Origin of the sequence: Pseudooceanicola spongiae (assembly GCF_014899185.1) — a bacterium.
GTDB classification, from domain to species: Bacteria; Pseudomonadota; Alphaproteobacteria; order Rhodobacterales; family Rhodobacteraceae; genus Pseudooceanicola; species Pseudooceanicola spongiae.
Genome location: NZ_CP045201.1, coordinates 1,483,171 through 1,505,581 on the forward strand (window position 1 = coordinate 1,483,171; position 22,411 = coordinate 1,505,581).

General features: G+C 64.6%; 23 protein-coding genes. 17 read left to right on the plus strand and 6 right to left on the minus strand.

Annotated features, from left to right (window positions below):
• Positions 1-143: 143 nt before the first annotated feature.
• The 13 genes from alr (at position 144) to F3W81_RS07150 (ending at position 11,811) form a co-directional block, all read left to right on the plus strand.
• Positions 144-1,187, plus strand: a complete 1,044-nt coding sequence (alr, locus tag F3W81_RS07090; protein WP_193082916.1) for an alanine racemase — start codon at positions 144-146, stop codon at positions 1,185-1,187.
• Positions 1,188-1,973 (plus strand): MlaE family ABC transporter permease, encoded by a 786-nt coding sequence (locus F3W81_RS07095; RefSeq protein ID WP_193082917.1) that lies wholly within the window; start codon positions 1,188-1,190, stop codon positions 1,971-1,973.
• On the plus strand, positions 1,970-2,716 hold the full coding sequence (locus F3W81_RS07100; protein ID WP_193082918.1) for an ABC transporter ATP-binding protein: 747 nt from the start codon (positions 1,970-1,972) through the stop codon (positions 2,714-2,716). The genes F3W81_RS07095 and F3W81_RS07100 overlap by 4 nt, the downstream gene beginning before the upstream one ends.
• Positions 2,716-3,150 carry a paraquat-inducible protein A gene (locus tag F3W81_RS07105; RefSeq protein WP_193082919.1) on the plus strand — a complete coding sequence of 145 codons (435 nt, stop codon included), beginning with the start codon at positions 2,716-2,718 and terminating at the stop codon, positions 3,148-3,150. Before F3W81_RS07100 ends, F3W81_RS07105 begins: the two co-directional genes overlap by 1 nt.
• Before the next feature lie 92 nt (positions 3,151-3,242).
• Positions 3,243-4,610: a DNA repair protein RadA gene (gene radA / locus F3W81_RS07110; RefSeq protein ID WP_193082920.1), complete on the plus strand. Its 1,368-nt coding sequence runs from the start codon at positions 3,243-3,245 to the stop codon at positions 4,608-4,610.
• 30 nt (positions 4,611-4,640) lie between these two features.
• Positions 4,641-5,207, plus strand: a complete 567-nt coding sequence (locus F3W81_RS07115) for a CvpA family protein (protein ID WP_193082921.1) — start codon at positions 4,641-4,643, stop codon at positions 5,205-5,207.
• A 184-nt stretch (positions 5,208-5,391) separates the two neighbouring features.
• A complete protein-coding gene (gene purF, locus F3W81_RS07120; RefSeq protein WP_226941903.1) occupies positions 5,392-6,975 on the plus strand; it encodes an amidophosphoribosyltransferase in 1,584 nt (527 codons plus the stop codon).
• 105 nt (positions 6,976-7,080) lie between these two features.
• Positions 7,081-7,650, plus strand: coding sequence for a DUF2199 domain-containing protein (locus tag F3W81_RS07125; RefSeq protein WP_193082922.1), 570 nt, complete (start codon positions 7,081-7,083; stop codon positions 7,648-7,650).
• Positions 7,651-7,794: 144 nt separating this feature from the next.
• The gene (locus F3W81_RS07130) at positions 7,795-8,055 is read left to right on the plus strand and encodes a pilus assembly protein PilP (protein ID WP_193082923.1); all 261 of its coding nucleotides are present in this window, start codon (positions 7,795-7,797) and stop codon (positions 8,053-8,055) included.
• Between the two features lie 58 nt (positions 8,056-8,113).
• The gene (locus F3W81_RS07135; protein ID WP_193082924.1) at positions 8,114-8,827 is read left to right on the plus strand and encodes an SDR family NAD(P)-dependent oxidoreductase; all 714 of its coding nucleotides are present in this window, start codon (positions 8,114-8,116) and stop codon (positions 8,825-8,827) included.
• A gap of 123 nt (positions 8,828-8,950) precedes the next feature.
• Positions 8,951-9,736 (plus strand): 5'/3'-nucleotidase SurE, encoded by a 786-nt coding sequence (gene surE, locus F3W81_RS07140; RefSeq protein WP_193082925.1) that lies wholly within the window; start codon positions 8,951-8,953, stop codon positions 9,734-9,736.
• Positions 9,737-9,850: 114 nt separating this feature from the next.
• Positions 9,851-10,507 carry a protein-L-isoaspartate(D-aspartate) O-methyltransferase gene (locus F3W81_RS07145; RefSeq protein ID WP_193082926.1) on the plus strand — a complete coding sequence of 219 codons (657 nt, stop codon included), beginning with the start codon at positions 9,851-9,853 and terminating at the stop codon, positions 10,505-10,507.
• Between the two features lie 86 nt (positions 10,508-10,593).
• The gene (locus F3W81_RS07150; protein ID WP_193082927.1) at positions 10,594-11,811 is read left to right on the plus strand and encodes a M23 family metallopeptidase; all 1,218 of its coding nucleotides are present in this window, start codon (positions 10,594-10,596) and stop codon (positions 11,809-11,811) included.
• Positions 11,812-11,970: 159 nt separating this feature from the next.
• Here the strand turns inward: F3W81_RS07150 and F3W81_RS07155 are convergent, their stop codons facing one another.
• The 6 genes from F3W81_RS07155 to F3W81_RS07180 all read right to left on the minus strand — a co-directional run bounded on the left by F3W81_RS07155 (position 11,971) and on the right by F3W81_RS07180 (position 16,659).
• Positions 11,971-12,810: an ATP-binding protein gene (locus tag F3W81_RS07155; RefSeq protein ID WP_193082928.1), complete on the minus strand. Its 840-nt coding sequence runs from the start codon at positions 12,808-12,810 to the stop codon at positions 11,971-11,973.
• Between the two features lie 6 nt (positions 12,811-12,816).
• Positions 12,817-13,677, minus strand: a complete 861-nt coding sequence (gene tatC / locus F3W81_RS07160; RefSeq protein ID WP_193082929.1) for a twin-arginine translocase subunit TatC — start codon at positions 13,675-13,677, stop codon at positions 12,817-12,819.
• A gap of 2 nt (positions 13,678-13,679) precedes the next feature.
• Complete coding sequence (tatB, locus tag F3W81_RS07165; RefSeq protein ID WP_193082930.1) at positions 13,680-14,255, minus strand: Sec-independent protein translocase protein TatB; 576 nt, start codon at positions 14,253-14,255, stop codon at positions 13,680-13,682.
• Positions 14,256-14,261: 6 nt separating this feature from the next.
• Positions 14,262-14,477, minus strand: a complete 216-nt coding sequence (locus F3W81_RS07170) for a twin-arginine translocase TatA/TatE family subunit (protein WP_193082931.1) — start codon at positions 14,475-14,477, stop codon at positions 14,262-14,264.
• A gap of 225 nt (positions 14,478-14,702) precedes the next feature.
• Positions 14,703-15,785 carry an ABC transporter ATP-binding protein gene (locus tag F3W81_RS07175; RefSeq protein WP_193082932.1) on the minus strand — a complete coding sequence of 361 codons (1,083 nt, stop codon included), beginning with the start codon at positions 15,783-15,785 and terminating at the stop codon, positions 14,703-14,705.
• A gap of 94 nt (positions 15,786-15,879) precedes the next feature.
• Positions 15,880-16,659, minus strand: coding sequence for an SDR family NAD(P)-dependent oxidoreductase (locus tag F3W81_RS07180; protein WP_193082933.1), 780 nt, complete (start codon positions 16,657-16,659; stop codon positions 15,880-15,882).
• Between the two features lie 153 nt (positions 16,660-16,812).
• On the opposite strand from F3W81_RS07180, the gene F3W81_RS07185 reads away from it, so the two are divergent.
• The 4 genes from F3W81_RS07185 to F3W81_RS07200 all read left to right on the plus strand — a co-directional run bounded on the left by F3W81_RS07185 (position 16,813) and on the right by F3W81_RS07200 (position 22,404).
• Positions 16,813-17,844 carry a Hint domain-containing protein gene (locus F3W81_RS07185; protein WP_193082934.1) on the plus strand — a complete coding sequence of 344 codons (1,032 nt, stop codon included), beginning with the start codon at positions 16,813-16,815 and terminating at the stop codon, positions 17,842-17,844.
• Positions 17,845-18,068: 224 nt separating this feature from the next.
• Positions 18,069-19,676, plus strand: a complete 1,608-nt coding sequence (locus F3W81_RS07190) for a peptide chain release factor 3 (RefSeq protein WP_193082935.1) — start codon at positions 18,069-18,071, stop codon at positions 19,674-19,676.
• A 38-nt stretch (positions 19,677-19,714) separates the two neighbouring features.
• Positions 19,715-21,469: a glycosyltransferase family 2 protein gene (locus F3W81_RS07195; RefSeq protein WP_193082936.1), complete on the plus strand. Its 1,755-nt coding sequence runs from the start codon at positions 19,715-19,717 to the stop codon at positions 21,467-21,469.
• Positions 21,466-22,404: a glycosyltransferase family 2 protein gene (locus tag F3W81_RS07200; RefSeq protein ID WP_193082937.1), complete on the plus strand. Its 939-nt coding sequence runs from the start codon at positions 21,466-21,468 to the stop codon at positions 22,402-22,404. Before F3W81_RS07195 ends, F3W81_RS07200 begins: the two co-directional genes overlap by 4 nt.
• The last annotated feature ends 7 nt before the right edge of the window (positions 22,405-22,411 follow it).

Below are 22,411 nucleotides of genomic sequence, written 5' to 3' on the forward strand. Positions count from 1 at the left end.
CACCGCCCTTTCCCCGGCTAAGCCCACTCAAATCCGTCAATACCCCCCGGATTCCCCCCTCTATCAGCGGGTCACCGCGCCAATAGCGACCCGGCACAGATATTCCCCTTGCACAGGCGCGTCCGGGCCAGCAAAAAGCGGCCATGAGCACCGCACGCCTTACAATTGACCTCGACGCGCTGACTTCCAATTGGCGCATGTTGGATTCCGCCTCCTCCGAAACCGTGGAAACGGGTGCGGTGGTCAAGGCCAACGGCTATGGATTGGGGGTCGAACGTGTCGGTAAGGCGCTTGCCGCCGCCGGCGCACGCCGCTTTTTCGTCGCCGTCCCGGAAGAGGGTCTGGCGCTGCGCCGCGCGCTTGGCCCTGCCCCCGAGATCAACGTCTTCGCCGGCCACATGCCCGGTGACACCGATCTGATCGCTCAGGCCGGTCTGACGCCGATGCTGAACTCCATCGACCAGCTGCTGCGCCATGTCGAAGCGCTGCCGGGCCATGCCTTCGGTGTCCAGCTTGATTCGGGGATGAACCGCCTCGGGATGGAGCCCGGTGAATGGGACGCCCTGCGCGACATCGCTCTGGCCCAGAACCCCACGCTGATCATGTCCCACCTCGCCTGCGCGGACGAGCCGGGGCACCCGATGAATGCCCACCAGCTGGCGATGTTCCGCGAGATGACCCAAGGCCTCGGCGTGCCCTGCTCGCTCTCTGCGACAGGCGGCATCCTGCTTGGACCTGAATATCATTGCGACGTGACCCGCCCCGGCATCGGACTTTATGGCGGCTTTCCGTTTGAGGAGGCGACGCCTGTCGTGCACCTCGACCTGCCGATCATCCAGACCCGCGACGTGATCCCCGGCGAGACCGTCGGCTATGGCAACACCTGGGTCGCGCAACGCCCCAGCGTGATTGCCACTGTCGCGGCGGGCTACGCCGATGGCATCCACCGCGCCATGGCCCCGAACACCTATCTTTATGCGGGCAACGTCGCCTGCCCCGTGGTCGGACGTATCTCGATGGATCTGATCACCGTCGACATCACCGACCTCGCGGAAGAGGTCCCTGAGACCCTCAGCCTGCTGAACGAAGTGCAGACCGTGGACGTGCTGGCCGATAACGCGGGCACCATTGGCTACGAGATCCTGACCGCGCTCGGCAATCGCTACAAACGGAGCTATGTCGAATAGATGGCCTTGCTCCTGCGCCTCCTCGCCCGCATAGGGCGCACCTTTCTTGGCTTTCTGGCGATGTTCGGCCGCCTGTTCATCTATTTCGCACAGACCCTCTCGCATATCGTGCGGCCCCCGTTTTATGGGCGGGAGTTCGCGCTGGCGCTGGTCAACATCGGCTGGCTGTCGCTGCCGGTCGTCGGGCTGACCGCGATCTTCACCGGCGGTGCACTGGCCTTGCAGATCTATGCGGGTGGCTCGCGCTTTGATGTCGAATCCGTCGTGCCGCAGATCGTCGCCATCGGCATCGTGCGCGAACTTGGCCCCGTCATGGTCGGCCTGATGATCGCAGCGCGCGTCACCTCCTCCATTGCTGCGGAAATCGCGACGATGAAGGTGACCGAGCAGATCGACGCCCTGATCACCCTGTCGACGAATCCGATGAAATACCTCACCGTGCCGCGCGTTCTGGCGGCGCTGATCACGGTTCCGATCCTTGTCGGCATTGGCGACATCGTCGGCGTGATGGGTGGCTATCTCGTGTCGACCTATTCCCTCGGGTTCAACCACGCCGCCTATATCCAGAACACCGTCAGCTTTCTGGAGCCGCTGGACGTGATCTCCTCGCTGGTCAAGGGCGCGGCCTTTGGTGTCATCGCGGCCCTGCTGGGCTGCTACTTCGGGATGAACTCGGGGCGCGGCGCGCAAGGTGTTGGCAGTGCAACGAAATCCTCGGTCGAGGCCGCTGCGATCCTGATCCTGGCCTGCAATTTCCTGCTCACGGGGGTGTTCTTCTCGCTATGATCCGCATGGAACAGGTCAAGAAGACCTTCGGCAGCAACGCGGTCCTGCGCGGCGTCGATCTGCATATCCCCAAGGGCACGTCCACCGTGATCATCGGCGGCTCGGGCACCGGCAAATCGGTGCTGCTGAAGTGCATCCTCGGGCTGGTCAAAGCTGACTCCGGCACCATCCTCGTCGATGGCAAGGATGCCACCAAGGGCGACCGCGATGCCTTTCTGGCGCGCTTCGGGATGCTGTTTCAGGGGGCTGCGCTGTTCGACAGCCTGCCCGTCTGGCAGAACGTCGCCTTCCGCCTGATGCGCGGCAGTCTCAAGCGCCCCCGCGCCGAGGCCCGCGAGATCGCGATCGAAAAGCTGCGCCGCGTCGGCCTGAAGCCCGATGTGGCCGACCGTCTGCCGGCTGAGCTGTCGGGCGGCATGCAAAAGCGCGTCGGCCTCGCCCGCGCCATCGCCGCTGACCCCGAGATCATCTTTTTCGACGAACCCACCACTGGTCTCGACCCGATCATGGCCGGCGTCATCAACGACCTGATCCGCGAGATCGTGGTCGAGATGGGCGCCACCGCCATGACCATCACGCACGACATGTCTTCGGTCCGTGCCATTGCCGATGACATCGCCATGCTGCACGACGGCGTCATCCAGTGGACCGGGCCGGTGTCGCAGATGGATAGCTCGGGCGATCCCTACGTCGATCAGTTCATCCATGGCCGCGCCACGGGGCCCATCGAAGCCGTGCGCTGATGCGCCGGGCGCTGTTCATCGCCAACCTCGCCCTGCTGATCCTGTTCCCAATGTCCTGGGCCGCCCCCCTCGCACGCGCCGGGGTGCTGCCGTTCTTCGGCCTGTCCGAGATTTCGGTGCTCTCAGGCATCCGCTCGCTCTGGTCCAGCGACCCTTTGCTGGCGGGCGTCGTGGCGCTGTTTGCCCTGGTCGCGCCGCTGGCCAAGACCCTCACCCTCGCCGCAGTCCTGTCACACAAGGCCCATCCGCGCTGGCTGCGCCTGACCGGCTTTCTCGGCCGCCTCGCCATGGCGGATGTCTTCCTGATCGCGCTCTATATCGTGTTGTCCAAGGGCATCGGCATCGGCCGGGTGGAAACCGCGTGGGGCCTCTATCTGTTTACCACCTGCGTGCTGGCCTCTCTCGCCATTTCGGCACTGGCCAAGCGTCGATAAAGACAGGTTTTCGCGCCGCACAGGCAGTCTTTCGCTCGGCCAGCGTCAGAATGCTTTTGACCCCCCCGCGCGCCTCGGGCACAAGCCCCCTCATGGCAAAACCCATCACCACATTTTCCTGCAACGAATGCGGCGCGATCACCTCCAAGTGGTCAGGGCGGTGCGAAGCCTGTGGGGCTTGGAATTCGATCACCGAGGACGTGCCCCTCTCGACCGGCCCCAAGGGCAAATCGCTGGGCTCGATGCGCGGCAAGCGCGTCGCCCTGTCGGATCTGTCGGATGCGGAAACGCCCCCGCCGCGCACCGCCTCGGGCATGGACGAGCTGGACCGTGTGCTGGGCGGTGGCCTCGTGCCCGCCTCGGCGATCCTTGTCGGCGGCGATCCCGGCATCGGCAAATCCACCCTGCTGCTGCAGGCCGCCGCCGCCTTCGCGGGCAAGGGCCTCAAGACCTTCTACATCTCGGGCGAGGAAGCCTCGGCCCAGGTGCGTATGCGCGCCGCCCGCCTCGGATTGCAGGACGCCAGCGTCAAGCTCGGCGCCGACACCTCCCTGCGCAACATCCTGACCACGCTGGATGAAGAGCGTCCCGACCTCGTCATTATCGACTCGATCCAGACGATGTGGAGCGATACCGTCGACAGCGCCCCCGGCTCGGTCTCTCAGGTGCGCGCCGCCTGCCATGAACTCACGACATTCGCCAAGACCCGCGGTGCGTCGGTGGTGCTGGTCGGCCACGTCACCAAGGAAGGCCAGATCGCCGGCCCCCGCGTCGTCGAGCACATGGTCGACACGGTGCTCTATTTCGAGGGCGAGCGTGGCCACCAGTTCCGTATCCTGCGCGCCGTGAAAAACCGCTTCGGCCCCGCGGACGAGATCGGCGTGTTCGAGATGACAGGCGCCGGGCTGGCGCAGGTCTCCAACCCCTCGGCGCTGTTTTTGTCCGAACGCGGCACCCCCTCTCCCGGCTCGGTCGTCTTTGCCGGGATCGAGGGCACCCGTCCGGTTCTGGTCGAGGTGCAGGCGCTGGTCGCCCCCACCCCACACTCACAGGCCCGCCGCTCGGTTGTCGGCTGGGATGGCAGCCGCCTCGCGATGATCCTCGCGGTGCTCGAGTCGCGCTGCGGCATCCCTTTCGCGGGGATGGATGTCTACCTCAACGTGGCCGGCGGCATGAAGATCAGCGAACCGGCAGCAGACCTCGCGGTCGCGGCGGCACTGCTCTCGGCACGCGAAGACATCGCTTTGCCCTCAGATACAGTGGTTTTCGGAGAGATTTCCCTGTCTGGCGCCCTGCGCCCCGTCGGTCAGACGGAAAACAGGTTGAAAGAAGCACAGAAACTTGGTTTTTCATCGGCAATCGCCCCCGAAGGGGGCAAGCCGGGAAGTAGCGAGGGGCTGAAACTGACCCGCATGGCGGATCTGACCAGCTTCGTAGGCGAGATTTTCGGCGCCGGATAGGGCGCCACATTAAACGGGATACGGACTTTAATGGACGGTTTTACACTCATCGACGGCATCGTGGCCGTGGTCATCCTGCTGTCGGCACTGCTGGCCTATTCACGGGGCTTCGTGCGCGAAGGGCTGGCCATCATCGGCTGGATCCTCGCCGCCGTTCTGGCCTTTGTCTTTGCCCCGCAGATCCAGCCTCTGGTCAAGGAAATCCCGATGATCGGCGATTTCATCTCCGACAGCTGCGAACTGTCGATCATCACCGCCTTCGGTGTGCTCTTCGCCGTTGTGCTGGCCATTGCCTCGCTGTTCACGCCGCTGTTCTCTTCGGTCGTGCAGCGCTCGGTCATCGGCGGCATTGATCAAGCGGCGGGCTTTCTGTTCGGCATCGCGCGCGGCATCTTCCTCGTGGCGCTGGCGTTCTTCGTCTATCAGACGGTGCTGACCGCGCAGGACGTGCCGATGGTCGACAACTCCCGCTCTGCCGTGGTCTTCGCCAAGCTCACCGGCAAGATCGAAGACGAAGATCCCGCCCGCGCCCTCGGCTGGATCACCAGCCAGTACGAAGAGCTGACCAGCTTCTGCGTTGCCCCGGCTGCGCAATAAGCTCTGACACCCTGACGCCGGTGCGCATCAGCGCCCGGCGACGCGGCCTCATCAGGCCCCGGCCTGCCAGATTATCGGGCGTCCGCAAGTGCGACCCCCCGCACATGTCACGTTCCTGATACGCACAGACCAGAGTCATGATCCTTTCGTGACACTCCTGTTCAAGGCGCGTATGAGGTGGCCAATGGACGTGACCGGATTCGGAGCATCTCCCTTGCCCACATCGAAATACGCTACCCAGGCCAAAATTCCTGCACCGGCTGACCAACATCAGCCGCAATGCGCTGTCAAAACTCTGGAAGAGGCCCCCAGATTTTACGCGCACCCCTTCGACGATGATAAGCTGAAAGAGGAATGCGGCATTTTCGGCGTCATCGGCGTGACCGATGCCTCGAACTTCGTGGCCCTCGGCCTTCATGCCCTGCAGCACCGCGGGCAAGAGGCAGGTGGCATCGTCTGCCATGATCCAGAGCTCGGCTTCAACTCGGCCCGTCGCTTTGGCTATGTGCGTGACAACTTCACTTCTGCGGATATCATGGAAACGCTGCCCGGCCCTCTTGCGATCGGCCATGTGCGCTATTCCACGGCGGGCTCCAAGGCCGCTGTCATCCGTGACGTGCAACCGTTCTTTGGCGAATTTTCCATGGGCGGGGCGGCGATTGCCCACAACGGCAATATCACCAACGCCCTCGCCCTGCGCAAGGAACTGATCGAGCGCGGCTCGATCTTCCAAAGCTCCTCTGACAGCGAATGCATCATCCACCTGATGGCGCGATCCCTGCAAAAAGACATCCCCGACCGCATGGAAGACGCCCTGCGCCGGGTGGAGGGTGCCTTCTCCGTCGTCGCCATGACCCGCACCAAGCTGATCGGTGTGCGCGACCCGCTGGGCGTGCGTCCGCTGGTCATCGGCAAGGTCGCTGACGGCTGGGTGCTGAGTTCGGAAACCTGCGCCCTCGACATCATCGGTGCCGAGTTCGTGCGGGAGGTCGAGCCGGGCGAGATGGTCGTCATCTCGGCCGCAAAGGGCGTTGAATCGCGCCGTCCCTTCCGCCCGCAGCCCTCGAAGTTCTGCATCTTCGAACATGTCTACTTCTCGCGGCCCGACAGCATCATCGGCGGCCAGTCCGTCTATGAAACCCGTCGCCGTATCGGTGTCGAGCTGGCCCGCGAAGCCCCCGTGGACGCTGATCTGGTCTGCCCCGTGCCCGATTCCGGCACCCCCGCCGCGATCGGTTACAGTCAGGAAAGCGGCATCCCCTACGCCATGGGGATCATCCGCAACCAGTACATGGGCCGCACCTTCATCGAGCCGACCGAGCAGATCCGCAACATGGGTGTGCGCCTCAAGCTCAACGTCAACCGTGCGCTGATCAAGGGCAAACGGGTCATTCTGGTCGACGACTCGGTCGTGCGCGGCACCACATCGCGCAAGATCAAGGAGATGATCCTGGATGCCGGCGCCGCCGAGGTGCACTTCCGCATCGCCTCGCCGCCGACGGCCTGGCCCTGTTTCTACGGTGTCGACACCCCGCAGCGCGAAAAGCTGCTGGCCGCCACGATGTCCGAGGACGAAATGCGCGAGCATCTCAACGTCGACTCGCTGCGCTTCATCTCGCTCGATGGTCTCTACCGCGCTGCGGGCGAACCTGAGGGCCGCAACAACGCCTGCCCGCAGTACTGCGACGCCTGCTTCAGCGGGGAATACCCGGTCGAGCCGTCCGACATGGTCGCCAAGGGATTTCAGCTCAAGACCGCCGCTGAATAGACCCGGCGCCAGATCGACCTAAGTCACAAAGGGACGCGGCCATTTCCATGGCGGCGTCCTTTGCTCATTCCGCCGTTCCAAACGTCATTGCCAAAGGCCTGTCCCATGAACCTCCTCTCTCTCGATGCCCGCTGGCGCCGCCTCAACGATCCCGATTTTGTCAGCCAGATCGACGGGCGCAGCTTCTCCGGTCTGATCGACCTCGGCTTTGACGCCCCCGACGCCTGGCCCTTCGGCCCCCTGCTGGAGGGCGGCGCGGACGTGCTCGAAGCCGGCGAAGACCGCCTTTCCCCCGAGCTGTGCCGCCTTGGCGAAGACCGCTTTCTGCACGCCGTCCTGCCGATCCCGGTGCGCGGCAGCGATGAGGTGTTCTTTTTCGCCCCTTGGGTGCAGGTCGCGCCCACCGATTTCTACGCCTATATAGACAGCCTGACCGAGGGCGGCCCGGCGTTTGAGGGCTGCGAGGGCCTGATCGCCAACGCCCTGCCGGGGTTCGAGGACGACGACGCCATCGCCTGCCGCCTTGTCCCCGGTGGCACCGGTGAACGCCCCGTCGCGCAGATCCAGACCGACCCGCTGGCCCAAACCCAGACCGATGGCATTTCCTTCGACGATCTGCTCGATCTCTACGCCGCCGCAGGCGACGACATCCGCCCGCATCTCGCGAACGGCTGAGCGTTCCGGCGCAGCCCTGCCGATGCGCAGCCCCCCTCTCGGCGGGGCTGCGCCGGTCCCCGGCCTGTCAGGCCCGGGCTCTTACCTGCAAGGCCCACCCGTGCGATGCGCGAGGGTGAACCCAGGACTTGCAGGATTGGACCCATGGCAAATATCCCCGCAGTGGTCGCCCATAACGCCACCCAGAAAGACAAGCTCGACCTCGCCAACATCACCCTGATCGGCACGGTCGTAGGGCCACGCGGCCCGATGGCGCTTGTGCGCCTCGGCTCGGGCAAGATTCACAAGGTCAGCGCGGGCGACAGGCTTGGCCGCGGCGCGCCGCGCGTGCTGGCCATTGGCAACGGTCAGCTGCAGATTGCCAGCGGCAGCACCGTGCAGGTGCTGAAGATCCCCGGCTCCTGACATTTGGCCGCGCTCAGATCTCTTGACCGGCGCTGCGAAAACCCGCAAGACGCCGGGCATGAGTGATCAGATCCAGCCCCCCGCCGCAGAGACCTCCGCCGCCGAGACCTCCGCAACCGACAAACCCGTGGCCCTCGTCACCGGCGCCTCGCGTGGCCTCGGTGCAGCGCTCGCGTTTGAGTTGTCGCGCAGCCATCACGTCGTCGCCGTCGCGCGCACCGTCGGCGCGCTTGAGGAGCTGGACGACCGCATCCAGAGCGCGGGCGGCTCGGCCACCCTCGCCCCGATGGATGTGACCAAGCCCGAGGCGATGGCGCAGCTCTGCCGCTCGATCTATGACCGCTGGGGCGGCGTCGCGATCTGGGCTCACACGGCTGTGCACACGGCACCGCTGACGCCCGCCAGCCACGTCGATGCCAAGGACTGGTCAAAGTCGCTGGCGACCAACATCACCGCCATGGGTCACCTCCTCCCCTATATCGCGCCGCTGCTGGGCCAGACCGGCACCGCGCTGTTCTTTGACGACCCCTCTGCCCCCGGCGCCAAGTTCTTTGCCTCCTACGGCGCGACCAAGGCGGCGCAGATTGCCATGGTCCGCTCCTGGGCGGCGGAAACCGTGCGCACCGGCCCGCGCGTGCAGATCCTGACGCCGAAACCCATGCCGACCGCCGTGCGTGCCCGCTTCTATCCGGGCGAAGATCGCGCCGCGCTGACCCCCTGCCCGGCCGAGGCCGCGCGCCTGCTGGCCGAGGTCTTTGCCCCCGCGCACTGACACGGGGTTGATGCCTCAAAGCATCGCCTTGCCGAGGTTGGGACCGCCCGTCGCTTGCCCCTCCGGCCCGCCTCGCCTATGCAGGGGCCAACGGGCCAGAGGGCTGTCGAAAAGGGGACAATCATGCGCATTCTCATCACCAATGACGACGGTATCAACGCACCGGGTCTGAAGACCCTGCACGCCATCGCAACCGAGCTTGCCGGCCCCACGGGCGAGGTCTGGACCGTCGCCCCCGCGTTTGAGCAATCCGGCGTCGGCCACTGCATCAGCTACACCCACCCCACGATGATCTCTGAAATGAGCCCGCGTCGCTTCGCGGCCGAGGGCAGCCCTGCCGACTGCGTGCTGGCGGGCGTGCATGACGTCCTGCTGGGCCAGCAGATCGACCTGATCCTGTCGGGCGTCAACCGGGGCAACAACTCGGGCGAAAACGCCGTCTATTCCGGCACCCTTGGCGGCGCGATGGAGGGGGCCCTGCAAGGCATCCCCTCGATGGGCCTGTCGCAGTACTGGGGGCCGGACAACGCCAGCCTCGACGACCCGTTCGAGGTCTCCGCTACCTTCGGCGCCGAGATCGTGCGCGCCATTCTCGACAACCACCCCGGCAATGGCGCCAGCGACTATCGCACCTTCTACAACATCAACTTTCCGCCCTGCGCCGCGGCAGATGTCAAAGGCCGCCGCGTCGTGCCGCAGGGCTATCGCAAGGGCACCAGCTTTGGCGTGATCCCCCATGAAGCCCCCTCTGGTCGGCGGTTTCTGTGGGCGCGCGGTGGCGATCAGCGGGTCGCCGCAACCCCCGGCTCGGACGCCGAGGTCAACCTGCAGGGCTATATCTCGATCACCCCGATGCGGGCCGATCTGACGGCACATGACCTGCTTGATGCACTCAAGGTCATTGAATAGACGCAAGCCCCGCGCCTGCCACGATAGCGCTTTCCCTGACGCCCTGATTGCCGCACTCTCTGGCAACCTCAGGGCGAATGCGCCCAACCCCGAACCAGCCGGATCTTTGCACAGATGAGCCAGGACGACAGCGACACTGCGGAACGCAAGATGCAGTTCCTCTTCGCCCTGCGCACCCGCGGGGTGACCGACAAGCGCGTGCTTGAGGCCATGGAAAAGGTTGACCGGGGCGACTTCATTCGCGGCATCTTCGCCGATCGCGCCTATGAGGACATGCCCCTGCCGATCGCCTGTGGCCAGACCATCTCTCAGCCCTCGGTTGTGGGGCTGATGACCCAGGCGCTGGACGTGCAGCCGCGCGACAAGGTTATGGAGATCGGCACCGGATCGGGCTATCAGGCCGCCGTGCTCAGCCACCTCGCGCGCCGGGTCTATACCGTCGACCGCCACGCCCGACTGGTGCGCGAAGCCAAAAGCGTGCTGGACCGGACCGGGCGCCTCAACGTGACGACCTTTGCCGCCGACGGCAGCTTCGGTCTGCCCGATCAGGCGCCGTTTGATCGCATCCTCGTGACCGCTGCCGCCGAAGACCCGCCCGGCCCGCTCTTGGCTCAGCTCAAGGTCGGCGGTATCATGGTGCTGCCCGTTGGGCAGTCGAACACGGTGCAAAGCCTGATCCGTGTCCGCAAGCTTGAACAGGGCCTGGAATACGACGAACTGCGCCCGGTGCGCTTTGTCCCGCTGCTGGAAGGCATGGGCAAGGACACCTGAACCACCCCAGCCCGCCACCCAGAGCGGGCGGCACAAAACACCCGAGAACAGCCCCTGACGTCTGGGGATGGGATGAGGACGAACAGATGACCGGTACTCTCAATGGCTTCACCCGCCTAGTCGCAGCCTCCAGTGCGCTGGCCCTGCTGGCCGCCTGCAACGGGCCCATGGATGCAGATCTGCGCGGCGGCTTTGGCGGCTTTTCCACCGCGGACGCCGCACTTGGCGTGGCCGCCTCGCGCCCCTCGCCCGACAATCGCGGGATCATATCCTACCCCGGCTATCAGGTCGTCGTGGCGCGCCGCGACGATACCGTCAACGACGTGGCCGCCCGTGTCGGCGCCGATCCTGCGGTGCTGGCGCGCTACAACGGCCTGAACCTCGGCGACCGGCTGAACGATGGCGCCGTGCTGGCCCTGCCAAGCCGCGTCTCCGAGCCCTCGCCTGCCACCGGATCGCCCGGTACCGGCCCGATCATGGCGCCGAGCGACGTCGGCTTCACCCAGATGGCCGGCAGCGCGATCGAGCGCGCCGCCGACAAGGAAATCTCGGTCGCGACCCTGCCGCCCTCCTCGCCCGGGCAACCGGCGCGTCAGGTCGGCGAAGAGCCGATCCGTCACCGCGTCGTGCGCGGCGAGACCGCCTATACCGTGGCCCGCCTCTATGGCGTCTCGGTGCGCTCGCTGTCGGAATGGAACGGGCTGGACGCCAATTTCACCATCCGCGAAGGTCAGTATCTGCTGATCCCGCTGGTGTCGGAAAATGGCACCGTGGCGCGCCCGCCCGAGAGCACCACAGCGCCCGGCGTCGGCTCTCCGACACCGCTGCCGCCTTCGGCCTCCAAACCGCTGCCCGCCGAATCGCCAGCAGCACTTGCGACAGCCCCCGTCGTGCCCAAGACCGACAGCGGCAAAACCATTGCGCCCGACCTCAGCAAGGAACAGGCCGCGCCCTCGGGCAAGCTGGGCTATCCGGTGCAGGGCCGCATCATCCGCGAATACGAAAAGGGCAAGAGCGACGGCATCGACCTGGCCGCCGATCCCGGTGTGCCGGTCAAGGCCGCGGGCTCCGGTACCGTCGCCGCGATCATTCAGGACACCGACAACCGCAGTGTCATCGTCGTCAAACATGCCGACAACCTGCTGACGCTCTATTCCAATGTCGAAGGCATCACCGCCAAGAAGGGCGACTCCGTCGAGCGCGGGCAGCAGATCGCCAAGATCGCGACCGATGGCACGCCCTACCTGCACTTCGAGGTGCGCAAGGGCCTCGATACGGTGGATCCGATGACCTATCTGAAGTGATGTGATGGTGTCTCAAACGACAAAAAGCGGTCCCGGGTTCGGGGCCGCTTTTTTTTTGGCGTACGGAGGAGGGCTTTGCCCCCTTGAGGCCTATGGCCTCAATTCACCCAAAGTATTTTTGGCAAGATGACAGGGGAGGCCGGTTGCGGGGGCCGGGCGTCAGGAGATCGCGATGCCGTGGCGGCCTGCGAGGTCGGTGAAGAACTGCCAGGCGACGCGGCCCGAGCGGCCGCCGCGGGTGGCCTGCCATTCGATGGCTTCGGCGCGCAGGGTGTCTTCGGCGATCCGGAGATCGTGGGCGGCGCAGTAGCCGTCGATCATCGCGAGGTAGTCGTCCTGGCTGCAGGGGTGGAAGCCGAGCCAGAGGCCGAAGCGGTCAGAGAGCGAGACCTTTTCCTCGACCGCTTCCGAGGGGTTGATACCGCTGGAGCGTTCATTCTCGATCATGTCGCGGGGCATCAGGTGGCGGCGGTTCGAGGTGGCGTAAAACAGCACGTTTTCCGGCCGTCCGGCGATGCCGCCGTCGAGCACTGCCTTGAGGGATTTGTAGTGCTGGTCGTCGTGGCTGAAGCTGAGGTCATCGCAGAACAGCACGAAGCGGTGCGTGCTGGCGCCCAGCAGCTGCATCAGGCGGGAGACGCTGGGCAGATCTTCGCGCTGCAGCTCGACGATCTTCAGCGGCTGGCCCTGGGCGATCACCTCGGCGTGCACCGCCTTGACCAGGCTGGACTTGCCCATGCCGCGGGCGCCCCAGAGCAGGGCGTTATTGGCGCCAAAGCCACGGGCGAACTGCAGCGTGTTTGCCAGCAGCGTGTCGCGTGAGCGTTCGACCCCGATCAGCAGCGTGAGATCGACGCGGGAGATCTTCGGGATCGGCTGAAGATGCTCGGGGTCGGTGTGCCAGACGAAGGCATCGGCGGCGTCGAAATCGGGGGCCTCCAGCGGCGCGGGGGCCATACGCTCCAACGCCGCTGCGATACGTTCCATCGGGTCAGTCATGCACCGTTACTCTTTCGTGTCAGGCGTATCAGCGGCTTCGTCTTCATCGTCGAAGTAGCCCTCGGCGCGCAGTCTTGCGTCACGGCGGCGTTCGACCCGGCGGACCAGGAAGATCGAGATCTCGTAGAGGCCGTAGACCACGACGAAGAGGATGATCTGGGTGATCACATCCGGCGGCGTCACCACAGCGGCCAGCACCAGGATGCCGACGACCGCGTATTTGCGCACGGCGCCAAGGCCGACGGCCGAGACGAGGCCCGCCTGCCCCATCAGGGTCAACAGAACCGGCAGCTGGAAACAGATCCCGAAGGCAACGATGAACTTGATCGTCAGCTTGAGGTATTCCTGCGCGGAGCCCTGGAAGGCGATGCCGGCGACGGTGCGTCCGACCTCGGCGTCGCCGGTCAGGGTGCCCGGTTGCTGGAACCCCAGGAAGAAGTCGAAGGCCATCGGCGTGACGACGTAGAAGGCAAAGGCCGCGCCCAGCAGGAACATGAAGGGCGAGGCGATCAGGAACGGCAGAAACGCGCCGCGTTCTGTCCTGTAGAGGCCCGGCGCCACGAAACGCCACATCTGGTAGGAGATATAGGGGAAGCTGAGGAACAGCCCGCCCAGCAGCGAGATCGAGACCGCGACGAAGAAGCCTTCCTGCAGCTTGATCATGATCAGCCCGCAGTCATCGCCCATGGCTTCGCGTGCCTGACACAACGGCTGCGTCAGAAAGTTGAAGATCGGGTTCCAGACGGTAAAGCAGATGGCCATGCCGACGATGAACGCGATCAGCGAATGGATCAGGCGCGTGCGCAGCTCGGCGAGATGCTCGATCAGCGGGGCGGAGCTGTCTTCCAGCTCATCCGTATCGCTCATGCTCAACCTTTCTTAGTGGGAGCAGGTTTCGCCTTGCGCGATTGCGCCGGGGCGGCCTTGCGGACGGGACGGTTGATGGATTTGGCCGGGCGACGGATCTGTGCGCGCGGCTGTTGTTGCGGCGCGGGCAGTGCGTCGGGCGTCGTCGGGTTCTTCACCGGCGCGATCTTCGGCACGGCAAGACCGGTCTCGGTGCCTGCACTGGCGGCCGCGTCCAGACGCTTCTGGGCCGCATCCGCTGTCGCTGCATGGATCTTCTTGGCAGCGGCGGCGCGTTCTTCGGCGAGTTTTGCGGTATTGCTGTCCGGTGTCCACTTGGTGAAGTCCGTGGCCTGTTTGACCTTGTCCAACCCATAGCGCTTCGGATCCGACAACCCTTTGAAGACGTTTGTGGCGTCTTTCATGCCGGATTGATCGGCAGCATCTTCCATGGCGCGGGAAAACTCACGCGCCATGCCACGCGCACGGCCGACAAACTGGCCGATATTGCGGAAAAGCCCTGGCAGCTCCTTCGGGCCCACGACGATCAGTGCGACCATCCCGATGAGCAGAAGCTCCGTCCACCCCATTCCGAACATGGGGGATCAGACCTTGTCTTTCGACTCTTCCGGAGTCACGTCACGTGCCGTATCGGCATGTTCTTTTTCGATTTCTTCGGTGCCGTCGGTGACGCCGCGTTTGAAAGCGGTGATCCCCTTGCCGACTTCGCCCATGAGCGACGAGATCTTGCCGCGTCCGAACAGAACCAGCACGACGACGGCGATCAGCAGAAGGCCCGGCAGGCCAATGTTATTCAGCATCTTAGCTCTCCCTTGCGCGGACGGATGCCGCCGTCCGCTGTCTGGGAACACTTAGTGTTTTCAAAGAAAGGATGAAAGAACCAAAGCGTGCCGCACACGCTTTTTTGCAGTGCACTGCGCTTTCTGGCCGACAGACGGGCGCTATTTTGCCGTGCGGGGCTGCGCGCGGCAGGCAGGCCCCGCCCCGCTCAGCGGCGACAGCTGAAATCGGGGCACATTTCCCTGTCAGCGCACAGGAAACACAAAGCAGCGGTCGCGCCGGATGGTCAGCCACAGCGGCTTGCCGGGCTTGGGCAGAAACACATTCGGCACCGTCGCCTTGAGGATCGAGCCGTCGTAATCCATGCGAAATTCGACGAGGCTCTCATTGCCCATGAAACGGGCACGTTCCACCACGCCGCGCGCCGGGGTGCCATGTTCCGGCGTCGGCAGAGGGCCGGTGCCATTGCGGTCAAAGTCGATGCGCAGGTGTTGCGGGCGGATGATGATCTCGACCTCGCCGCCCTCGGGCACACCGGGGGCGAGAAACTGGCCGAAAGGCGTCTGCGTCAGAGCGCCGCTGACCCGCCCCCGGATCACATTGATATCGCTGAAGAAAGCCACGGCGTCGCGGTCTCTTGGGGCGTTGTAGATGTTATAGGGCGCGCCCTGCTGAATGATCCGACCACCACGCATCAGCGCGATCTCGTCGGCCATGCGCATTGCCTCTTCCGGCTCATGCGTCACCAGCAGGACCGCCGCATCCTCGTCCTTGAGCACCGCAAGGGTCTGGTCGCGAATCTCGTCCCTCAATCGGTTGTCGAGGCCCGAGAACGGCTCGTCCATCAGCATCAGGCGCGGTCGTGGCGCCAGTGCGCGCGCCAGAGCAACCCGCTGCTGCTCGCCCCCCGACAGCCCGTGCGGGTAGTCGTCGATGTAGCGCAACAGGTCGACGCGGGCCAAAAGCTCCTCGACCCGGGCGCGTTGCTCGGCCTTGGGGCCGGTCAGCCCGAAGGCCACGTTCTGCGCGACGGTCAGATGCGGAAACAGCGCAAAATCCTGAAACATCAGCCCGATATGGCGGCGCTCCGGCGGGATGCGATAGACCGTGTCGCAGATCAGCTGGCCGTCGGTATAGATCGACCCGCTGTCCTGCATCTCGACCCCCGCGATCATCCGCAGCGTGGTCGATTTGCCACAGCCCGAGGGGCCGAGCAGGCAGGTCACCTGCCCCGGCATCACCGCCAGGCTGACATCATCAACCACGGTCAGGTCGCCGTAACGACGGGTCAGATTGCGAATCTCCAGGCGGGGGGAAGGCTGGCTCAAGGTCTTGTGGTCCGATCAGATAGGTCTGTGCGTCCCCCCGAACCCGCAGCGGGGCCGGAGGGGACGTCATCTCAAGTAGGGCAAATGCCTGAGGTCAGAAGGTCGAGTTGAAGGCGCCGCCGTCCAGCAGCACGTTCTGACCGATCATGAAGGCCGCATGCTGCGAGCACATAAAGGCGCAGGTCTGCCCGAACCCCTCAGCCGAGCCATAGGCATGGGCGGGGATGGTGGATTTACGCGCCTCGCGGGCCTCCTCCAGCGTGATCCCCTTGGCCTTGACGACACCGCCATCCAGCGAGGCCGCACGGTCCGTGTCGTGGATCCCCGGCAGCAGGTTGTTGATGTTGACGCCATGCCCGGCGACCTGACGCGCGGTACCTGCGACATAGCCCGTCAGACCGGCGCGGGCCGAGTTCGACAGCCCCAGCTGACCGATCGGCGATTTCACCGATTGCGAGGTGATGTTGACCACACGGCCCCAGCCCGCTTCGATCATGCCAGGCAACTGCGCCTTCATCAGCGCAATCGGCGTCAGCATGTTGGCGTCGATCGCCTTGATGAAGTCGTCGCGCTCCCAGTCGGTCCACATGCCCGGAGGCGGACCCCCGGCGTTGGTGACCAGAATATCCACCTGCCCCGCGGCCTCCAGCACCTGCGCGCGGCCGGCTTCGCTGACAATATCCGCCGCCACGGCGATCACGTTCACCCCGTAGAGATCCCTGATCTCCTGCGCCGTCGCCTCCAGCGCCTCGGCGCCGCGTGCGTTCAGCACCAGATCGACACCCGCCTCAGCCAGCGCCATCGCACAGCCACGCCCCAGCCCCTTCGAGGACGCCGTGACCAATGCCCGCTTTCCCTTGATCCCAAGATCCATGATACTCTCCTTCCGGGCGACGGGGATGCCGCCGCATCTGTTGCATCGATACCGTCACATATTTGCGATATCGCGTAACCTGAACGTAACCTGCCATATATAGGCAACAGATCACCAGCCAGTCTTCTTGTCAGAGGTAGCCGAGGCACTGTCATGCCCCCCACCAGCACTCAGACAATCACTGCCCTTCCGGTCTATCTATCCGGCGTGATGCAGGTCGTCCATGGCGTGAACGAAGGGGACAACCTCTCCTTTGCCGACGAACTTGTGCCCGACGACATCTACTGGTTCTCGGGCGCGGCGCAGCTGATGCGTCTGTCGCTCGAATCATGCCCCGATGGCGTCACCATCGTCAGCTCTCAGACCGATCAAGGCGAGCCGGGCGCTACCGTGTTCCTCGACAGCTGCGTGACCTTCATGTCGCCCGACGGCTCCACCACCGACATGCTCGTCCTTGTCGAGGTCGGTCAGGACGGCGCGGTGAACGAGGTCTACGCCTTGCCCCTCGCCCCGCTGACCCCGCGTACCGATTACCAGCTGGTCGGCATCGACACCCGCACCGCGCACCGCAAGCTGCAGGACCTCGCCTGCGTGTCCTTCACCCGGGGCACGCTGATCACCCTCGCCAGCGGACGCCAGTCCCCGATCGAGGCGCTGCGCGTGGGTGACCGCATCCTCACCCGCGACGACGGTGCCCAGCAGATCCGCTGGATCGGCAACTCCATCGTGCGCGCCACGGGCGATTTCGCCCCCATCGTCATCCGCGCCGGGGCGCTGTCCAACACCAATGACTTTGTCGTCAGCCCCGATCATCGGCTGTTCATCTATCAACGCGTCGATGCCCTGGATGTCGGCCGCAAAGAGGTTCTGGTGCGTGCCCGCCACCTGATCAACGGCGACACCGTCTTTGTGCAGGAGGGCGGCTTTGTCGAATATTTCCAGCTGCTGTTCGACAGCCATCAGATCATCTACGCCGAAGGCATCGCCGCCGAGACGTTGCTGCTCGACCATGCCGCCCGTATCGCGCTCAGCCCCAGCTTCCGGGAATCGTCGCTGGGTCCGCTGTCGGGTCATTCCGTCCGTCCCCATACCGACTATGAGGTGAAGGAGGCGACGCTGCAGCGCCCCGATGCCATCGACATCCTGCGCGGCGCGTCGCGGCGCTTGACGCCCCGCCAGGACTGACCCCGCCCGCCGGCCGACATCTTCTCGCCCCCAATCTTCATGCCCCAGCGACAAACCTTACCGGCCCCTTCACCGGCCCCGTCGACCTACAGCGCACCGTTCACATACCGTCCGAATACCGACGAGATACCGACATCGCGATTTTCGCCCTCCGGCCCTGTCGCCGCTGTCTCTTAACGCAGCGCACGCTTGCCCTTTTGCCGATCCCTGATATACGCCGCGACATGCTGGACACCCCTTCAAACCGCCCGAAACTCCCCGCCGAAATCGCGCGCAGGCGCACTTTCGCGATCATCTCGCACCCCGATGCGGGCAAGACGACGCTGACCGAGAAGTTTCTTCTCTATGGTGGCGCCATTCAGATGGCTGGCCAGGTCCGTGCCAAGGGCGAGGCGCGGCGCACCCGCTCCGACTTCATGCAGATGGAAAAGGATCGCGGGATCTCCGTCTCCGCGTCGGCAATGTCGTTTGATTTCAAGAACTTCCGGTTCAATCTCGTCGACACCCCCGGCCACTCGGACTTCTCCGAGGACACCTATCGCACGCTGACAGCGGTCGATGCGGCCGTCATGGTGATCGATGGCGCCAAGGGCGTTGAGAGCCAGACCCAGAAGCTGTTCGAGGTCTGCCGCCTGCGCGATCTGCCGATCCTGACCTTCTGTAACAAGATGGACCGAGAGAGCCGCGACACCTTTGATATCATTGACGAAATCCAGGAGAATCTGGCGATCGATGTGACACCCGCGTCTTGGCCGATTGGACTCGGGCGGGATTTCATGGGCTGCTATGACATGCTCAATGACCGGCTGGAGCTGATGGACCGCGCCGACCGCAACAAGATCGGTGAGTCCATTGAAATCAAGGGCTTGACCGACCCCAAGCTGGACGAGCTGATCCCGGCGGACCTCCTCTCCAAGCTGCGCGAAGAGGTCGAAATGGCGCGCGAGCTGTTGCCGCCCTTTGACCAGCAGGCGTTGCTCGACGGCACGCTGACCCCGATCTGGTTCGGCTCGGCGATCAACTCCTTCGGCGTCAAGGAACTGATGGATGGCATCGGCACATATGGCCCCGAACCGCAGATTCAATCGGCTGAACCGCGCAAGATTTCTCCTGAAGAAACAAAGGTTTCCGGCTTTGTCTTCAAGGTCCAGGCCAATATGGACCCCAAGCACCGCGACCGGGTCGCCTTCATCCGCCTTGCCTCCGGGCACTTCCTGCGCGGGATGAAACTGACCCATGTGCGGTCCAAGAAACCGATGTCGATCACCAACCCGGTGCTCTTCCTCGCCTCCGACCGCGAACTGGCCGAGGAGGCCTGGGCCGGCGATATCATCGGCATTCCGAACCATGGACAGCTGCGGATCGGCGACACGTTAACCGAAGGCGAAGCAATTCGCGTTACAGGTATCCCATCGTTTGCTCCGGAACTGCTGCAAAGCGTCCGCTCGACCGACCCGATGAAGGGCAAGCACCTTGAAAAGGCGCTGATGCAATTCGCCGAGGAAGGCGCCGCGAAGGTGTTCAAGCCGGCCATCGGTTCGGGCTTCATCGTCGGCGTCGTTGGCGCGCTTCAGTTCGAAGTGCTCGCCAGCCGGATCGAGCTGGAATACGGCATCCCGGTGCGTTTTGAAGCCTCGCAGTTCACCTCGGCCCGTTGGGTCAGCGGTGACCGCCAAGCCGTTGATAAGTTTGTGAATGTGAACAAGCAGCATATCTCGTACGACCACGATGGTGATACCGTCTATCTCACGCGCCTGCAGTGGGACATTGATCGCGTGGTGCGCGACTACCCCGAGATCACGCTCACCGCGACCAAAGAGATGATGGCCTGACGCTTGCGCGGGGCGACCCGCGCGGGCATCTTCCTGCCATGGACAGGTCCTCGACATACGGCGGTTTCGACCGGGTCGTCGCCCAGATGGAGGGCCGCCGTGATCCTTTGACCTTCGCGCCCGGCGAGGCTCTGCCAGATGCGGATCTCGATTTCGCTCCGCTGAAAACCCGGCGCATCGGCGACTTTGCGGAAACGCATCAGAAATCTGCGTCGACTTTTTCCTACAAGTATCTTGAAATAAAAGAGCAGTTTTCCGGACAGGCTGAGCTTCTCTGGCTGCATGGGCTGCTGATCTCCGCTCTACGCCGACGCAGTCAACCGCCTCAGACCGCGCCCCTGTTCCTGCGGATGTGGCAGGAACAGGCCCCGTTCCTCCTCTCCCATCTCAACCCGCGCTGGCTGGTCTCGGCCGTGACCACCTTCGCCGACCATGGCACGACCGAGGCGCAACGGCGCGTCGGTCACAGCCTGACGGTCCTCTTCTCAACCATGAAACTCTACGAGACAGAGCGGCTCTTTTCCCCGGCCAGCCCCGAGGATCCCTTTGAAGGGACACGCAAATCCGGCCCCCTCGCGCTGCAGATGGATCCCTATGCCATCGTTCGGGGGGGGCTGGACGTCAATATGCTCGGCCGCCTCTGGCAGGACGCCGCTGAGGATGACACCATCCGCCCCCTCGCGCATCACTTGCTCAGCTTGCTCGACAGTGACGAACGCACGGTGTTTCGCCGTCTCCGCAAGATGCGGGATGCACGGCAGGCCGACCATGCAAAACTTCAGGACCTGTTCGATTTCAGTACGATGGAGGGAACACCTCACGTCGCGCCGACGCCTCCGCAGGCCGGACCACCATCGCCAGAGACGCTCCGGTGGGGGATTGTCTCGACCGTGCAGGCGCCCTTGCCGCAGCTCGCCCGCTTCGTCGCCTATCATCTGAGCGAGGGCGCCGCGCGGGTTCATCTCTATCTCGACACGCCCGACGACGCGATTGCCAGCTTCTTCGCCAGCGACGCCCGCATCAGTGTCGTGCCCTGCACCGCAGACTACTGGGCGCGCCACCGCGCCGGGCGGCCGGACACCCATCAGGGCCGGCAGATGCGCAACGCGACCCATGCCTACCGCCGCAGCGACCTCGACTGGCTGGCGCATATAGATGTCGACGAATTCATCCTCTCGCCCTCCCCCCTCTCCGGCCTCCTCGCACAGGTTCCGAGCGAGACGGCGGTGCTGCATCTGCGTCCGGCCGAGATGTTGGCGGGCGGCCATGACGCGCCCTCCGCCTTCAAGCTGACACCGCGGTTTGCAGGCACCGACAAGGCCGTGTTGCACGACCTCTATCCGACCTTCGGCGCGCATCTGCGTGGCGGCTATGTCAGCCACCTTGAGGGCAAGGCGATCGCGCGCGTCGGCATCGCTGATTGCCGCTTGGGCGTTCACGCGCTGCTCTACCGGGGCGAGCCTGCCAGCAACCGGGTCACATTGCGTCATGGCTGGGTTGGCCATGCCCATGTGCAGGACTGGACCGACTTTCGCACGCGTCTGGAATTTCGCATGCAGAAGGGCTCCTATCAGAAACGCGGCACCTCGTTCGGTCTGTTCGATGTGCTTGAATTCGTGACCGAAACCGAGGGAGAGGACGGCCTGCGCCAGTTCTATGACGAGGTTTGCGCCGACACACCGCAGCTGCGGCAGGCGCTTGAACGCCACCATATGCTGTACACGCGGCAGCTCGACCTCGACGCGCGTTGCCGTGCGGTGTTTGGCACCCTGCCGGGCGAGCACACTGAATGACAACATGGGGTCTCGTCTCGACCCTAAAGGCGCCGGTCGAGGCCGTTCTGAACTTCGCCGCCTGGCATCTGGAGCTTGGCGCGACCCGGCTGATCCTGCATTTCGACGACCCCAAGGACCCGGTGCAGGCGCTGCTGCGCGACCATCCACGGATTGAGGTGATCAGCACCGATCACGCCTACTGGCAGCGCCTGAAGGGGCGCCGCCCGGCCCGCCATCAGCCCCGCCAGACCGCCAACGCCACGCGCGCCTACGCGGCCAACACCGCCTGTGACTGGCTCGGGCATATTGACGTCGACGAATTTCTGCTGCCAGAGCGCCCTGTCGCCGACCTGCTCTCAGACTTGCCCGCCCGGTGCCATGCCGCACGCTTGCGCCCCGCCGAGGCTCTGGTCGCCCCGGCCCCCTCATCGCAGGTCCACCTCAAGGCCTTCTCGGTTGAAACGCCCCTGCGCCATCAGCAAAGTACGCGGATATTTCCCACATACGGGCGTTGGCTGAATGGCGGGATGCTGAGCCATGTCGCGGGAAAGCTGTTTGTCCGCAAAGGCTTGCCGCAGGCAGAACTGCGCATTCACAACGTCCTCTCAAATGACATAAAGAACCCCGGACAGGTTGAGCTGAGCACCATCCCCCTTGCGCATTTCCATGCCGGATCCTGGGAGAATTGGCTCGCCCACTTCCGGTTTCGGCTGGAACAAGGCGCCTATCGGGCTGACCTGAAACCTGCTCAGCCAGACACCGCGACCCTGCACGAGCTGCTGTGCCAGATCGACGCCGGGGAGGGCGAACCCGGCCTGCAACGCTTTTTCGACGAGGTCTGCTGCGACACCCCAGCCCTGCGCGCACGCCTGTCGCACGAAGGTCTGTTGCGCGTCGCCGAGATGGATTTCGACCGCCTGCGCGCCGATCACTTTCCCCACCACAGCACGTAAAACCGGC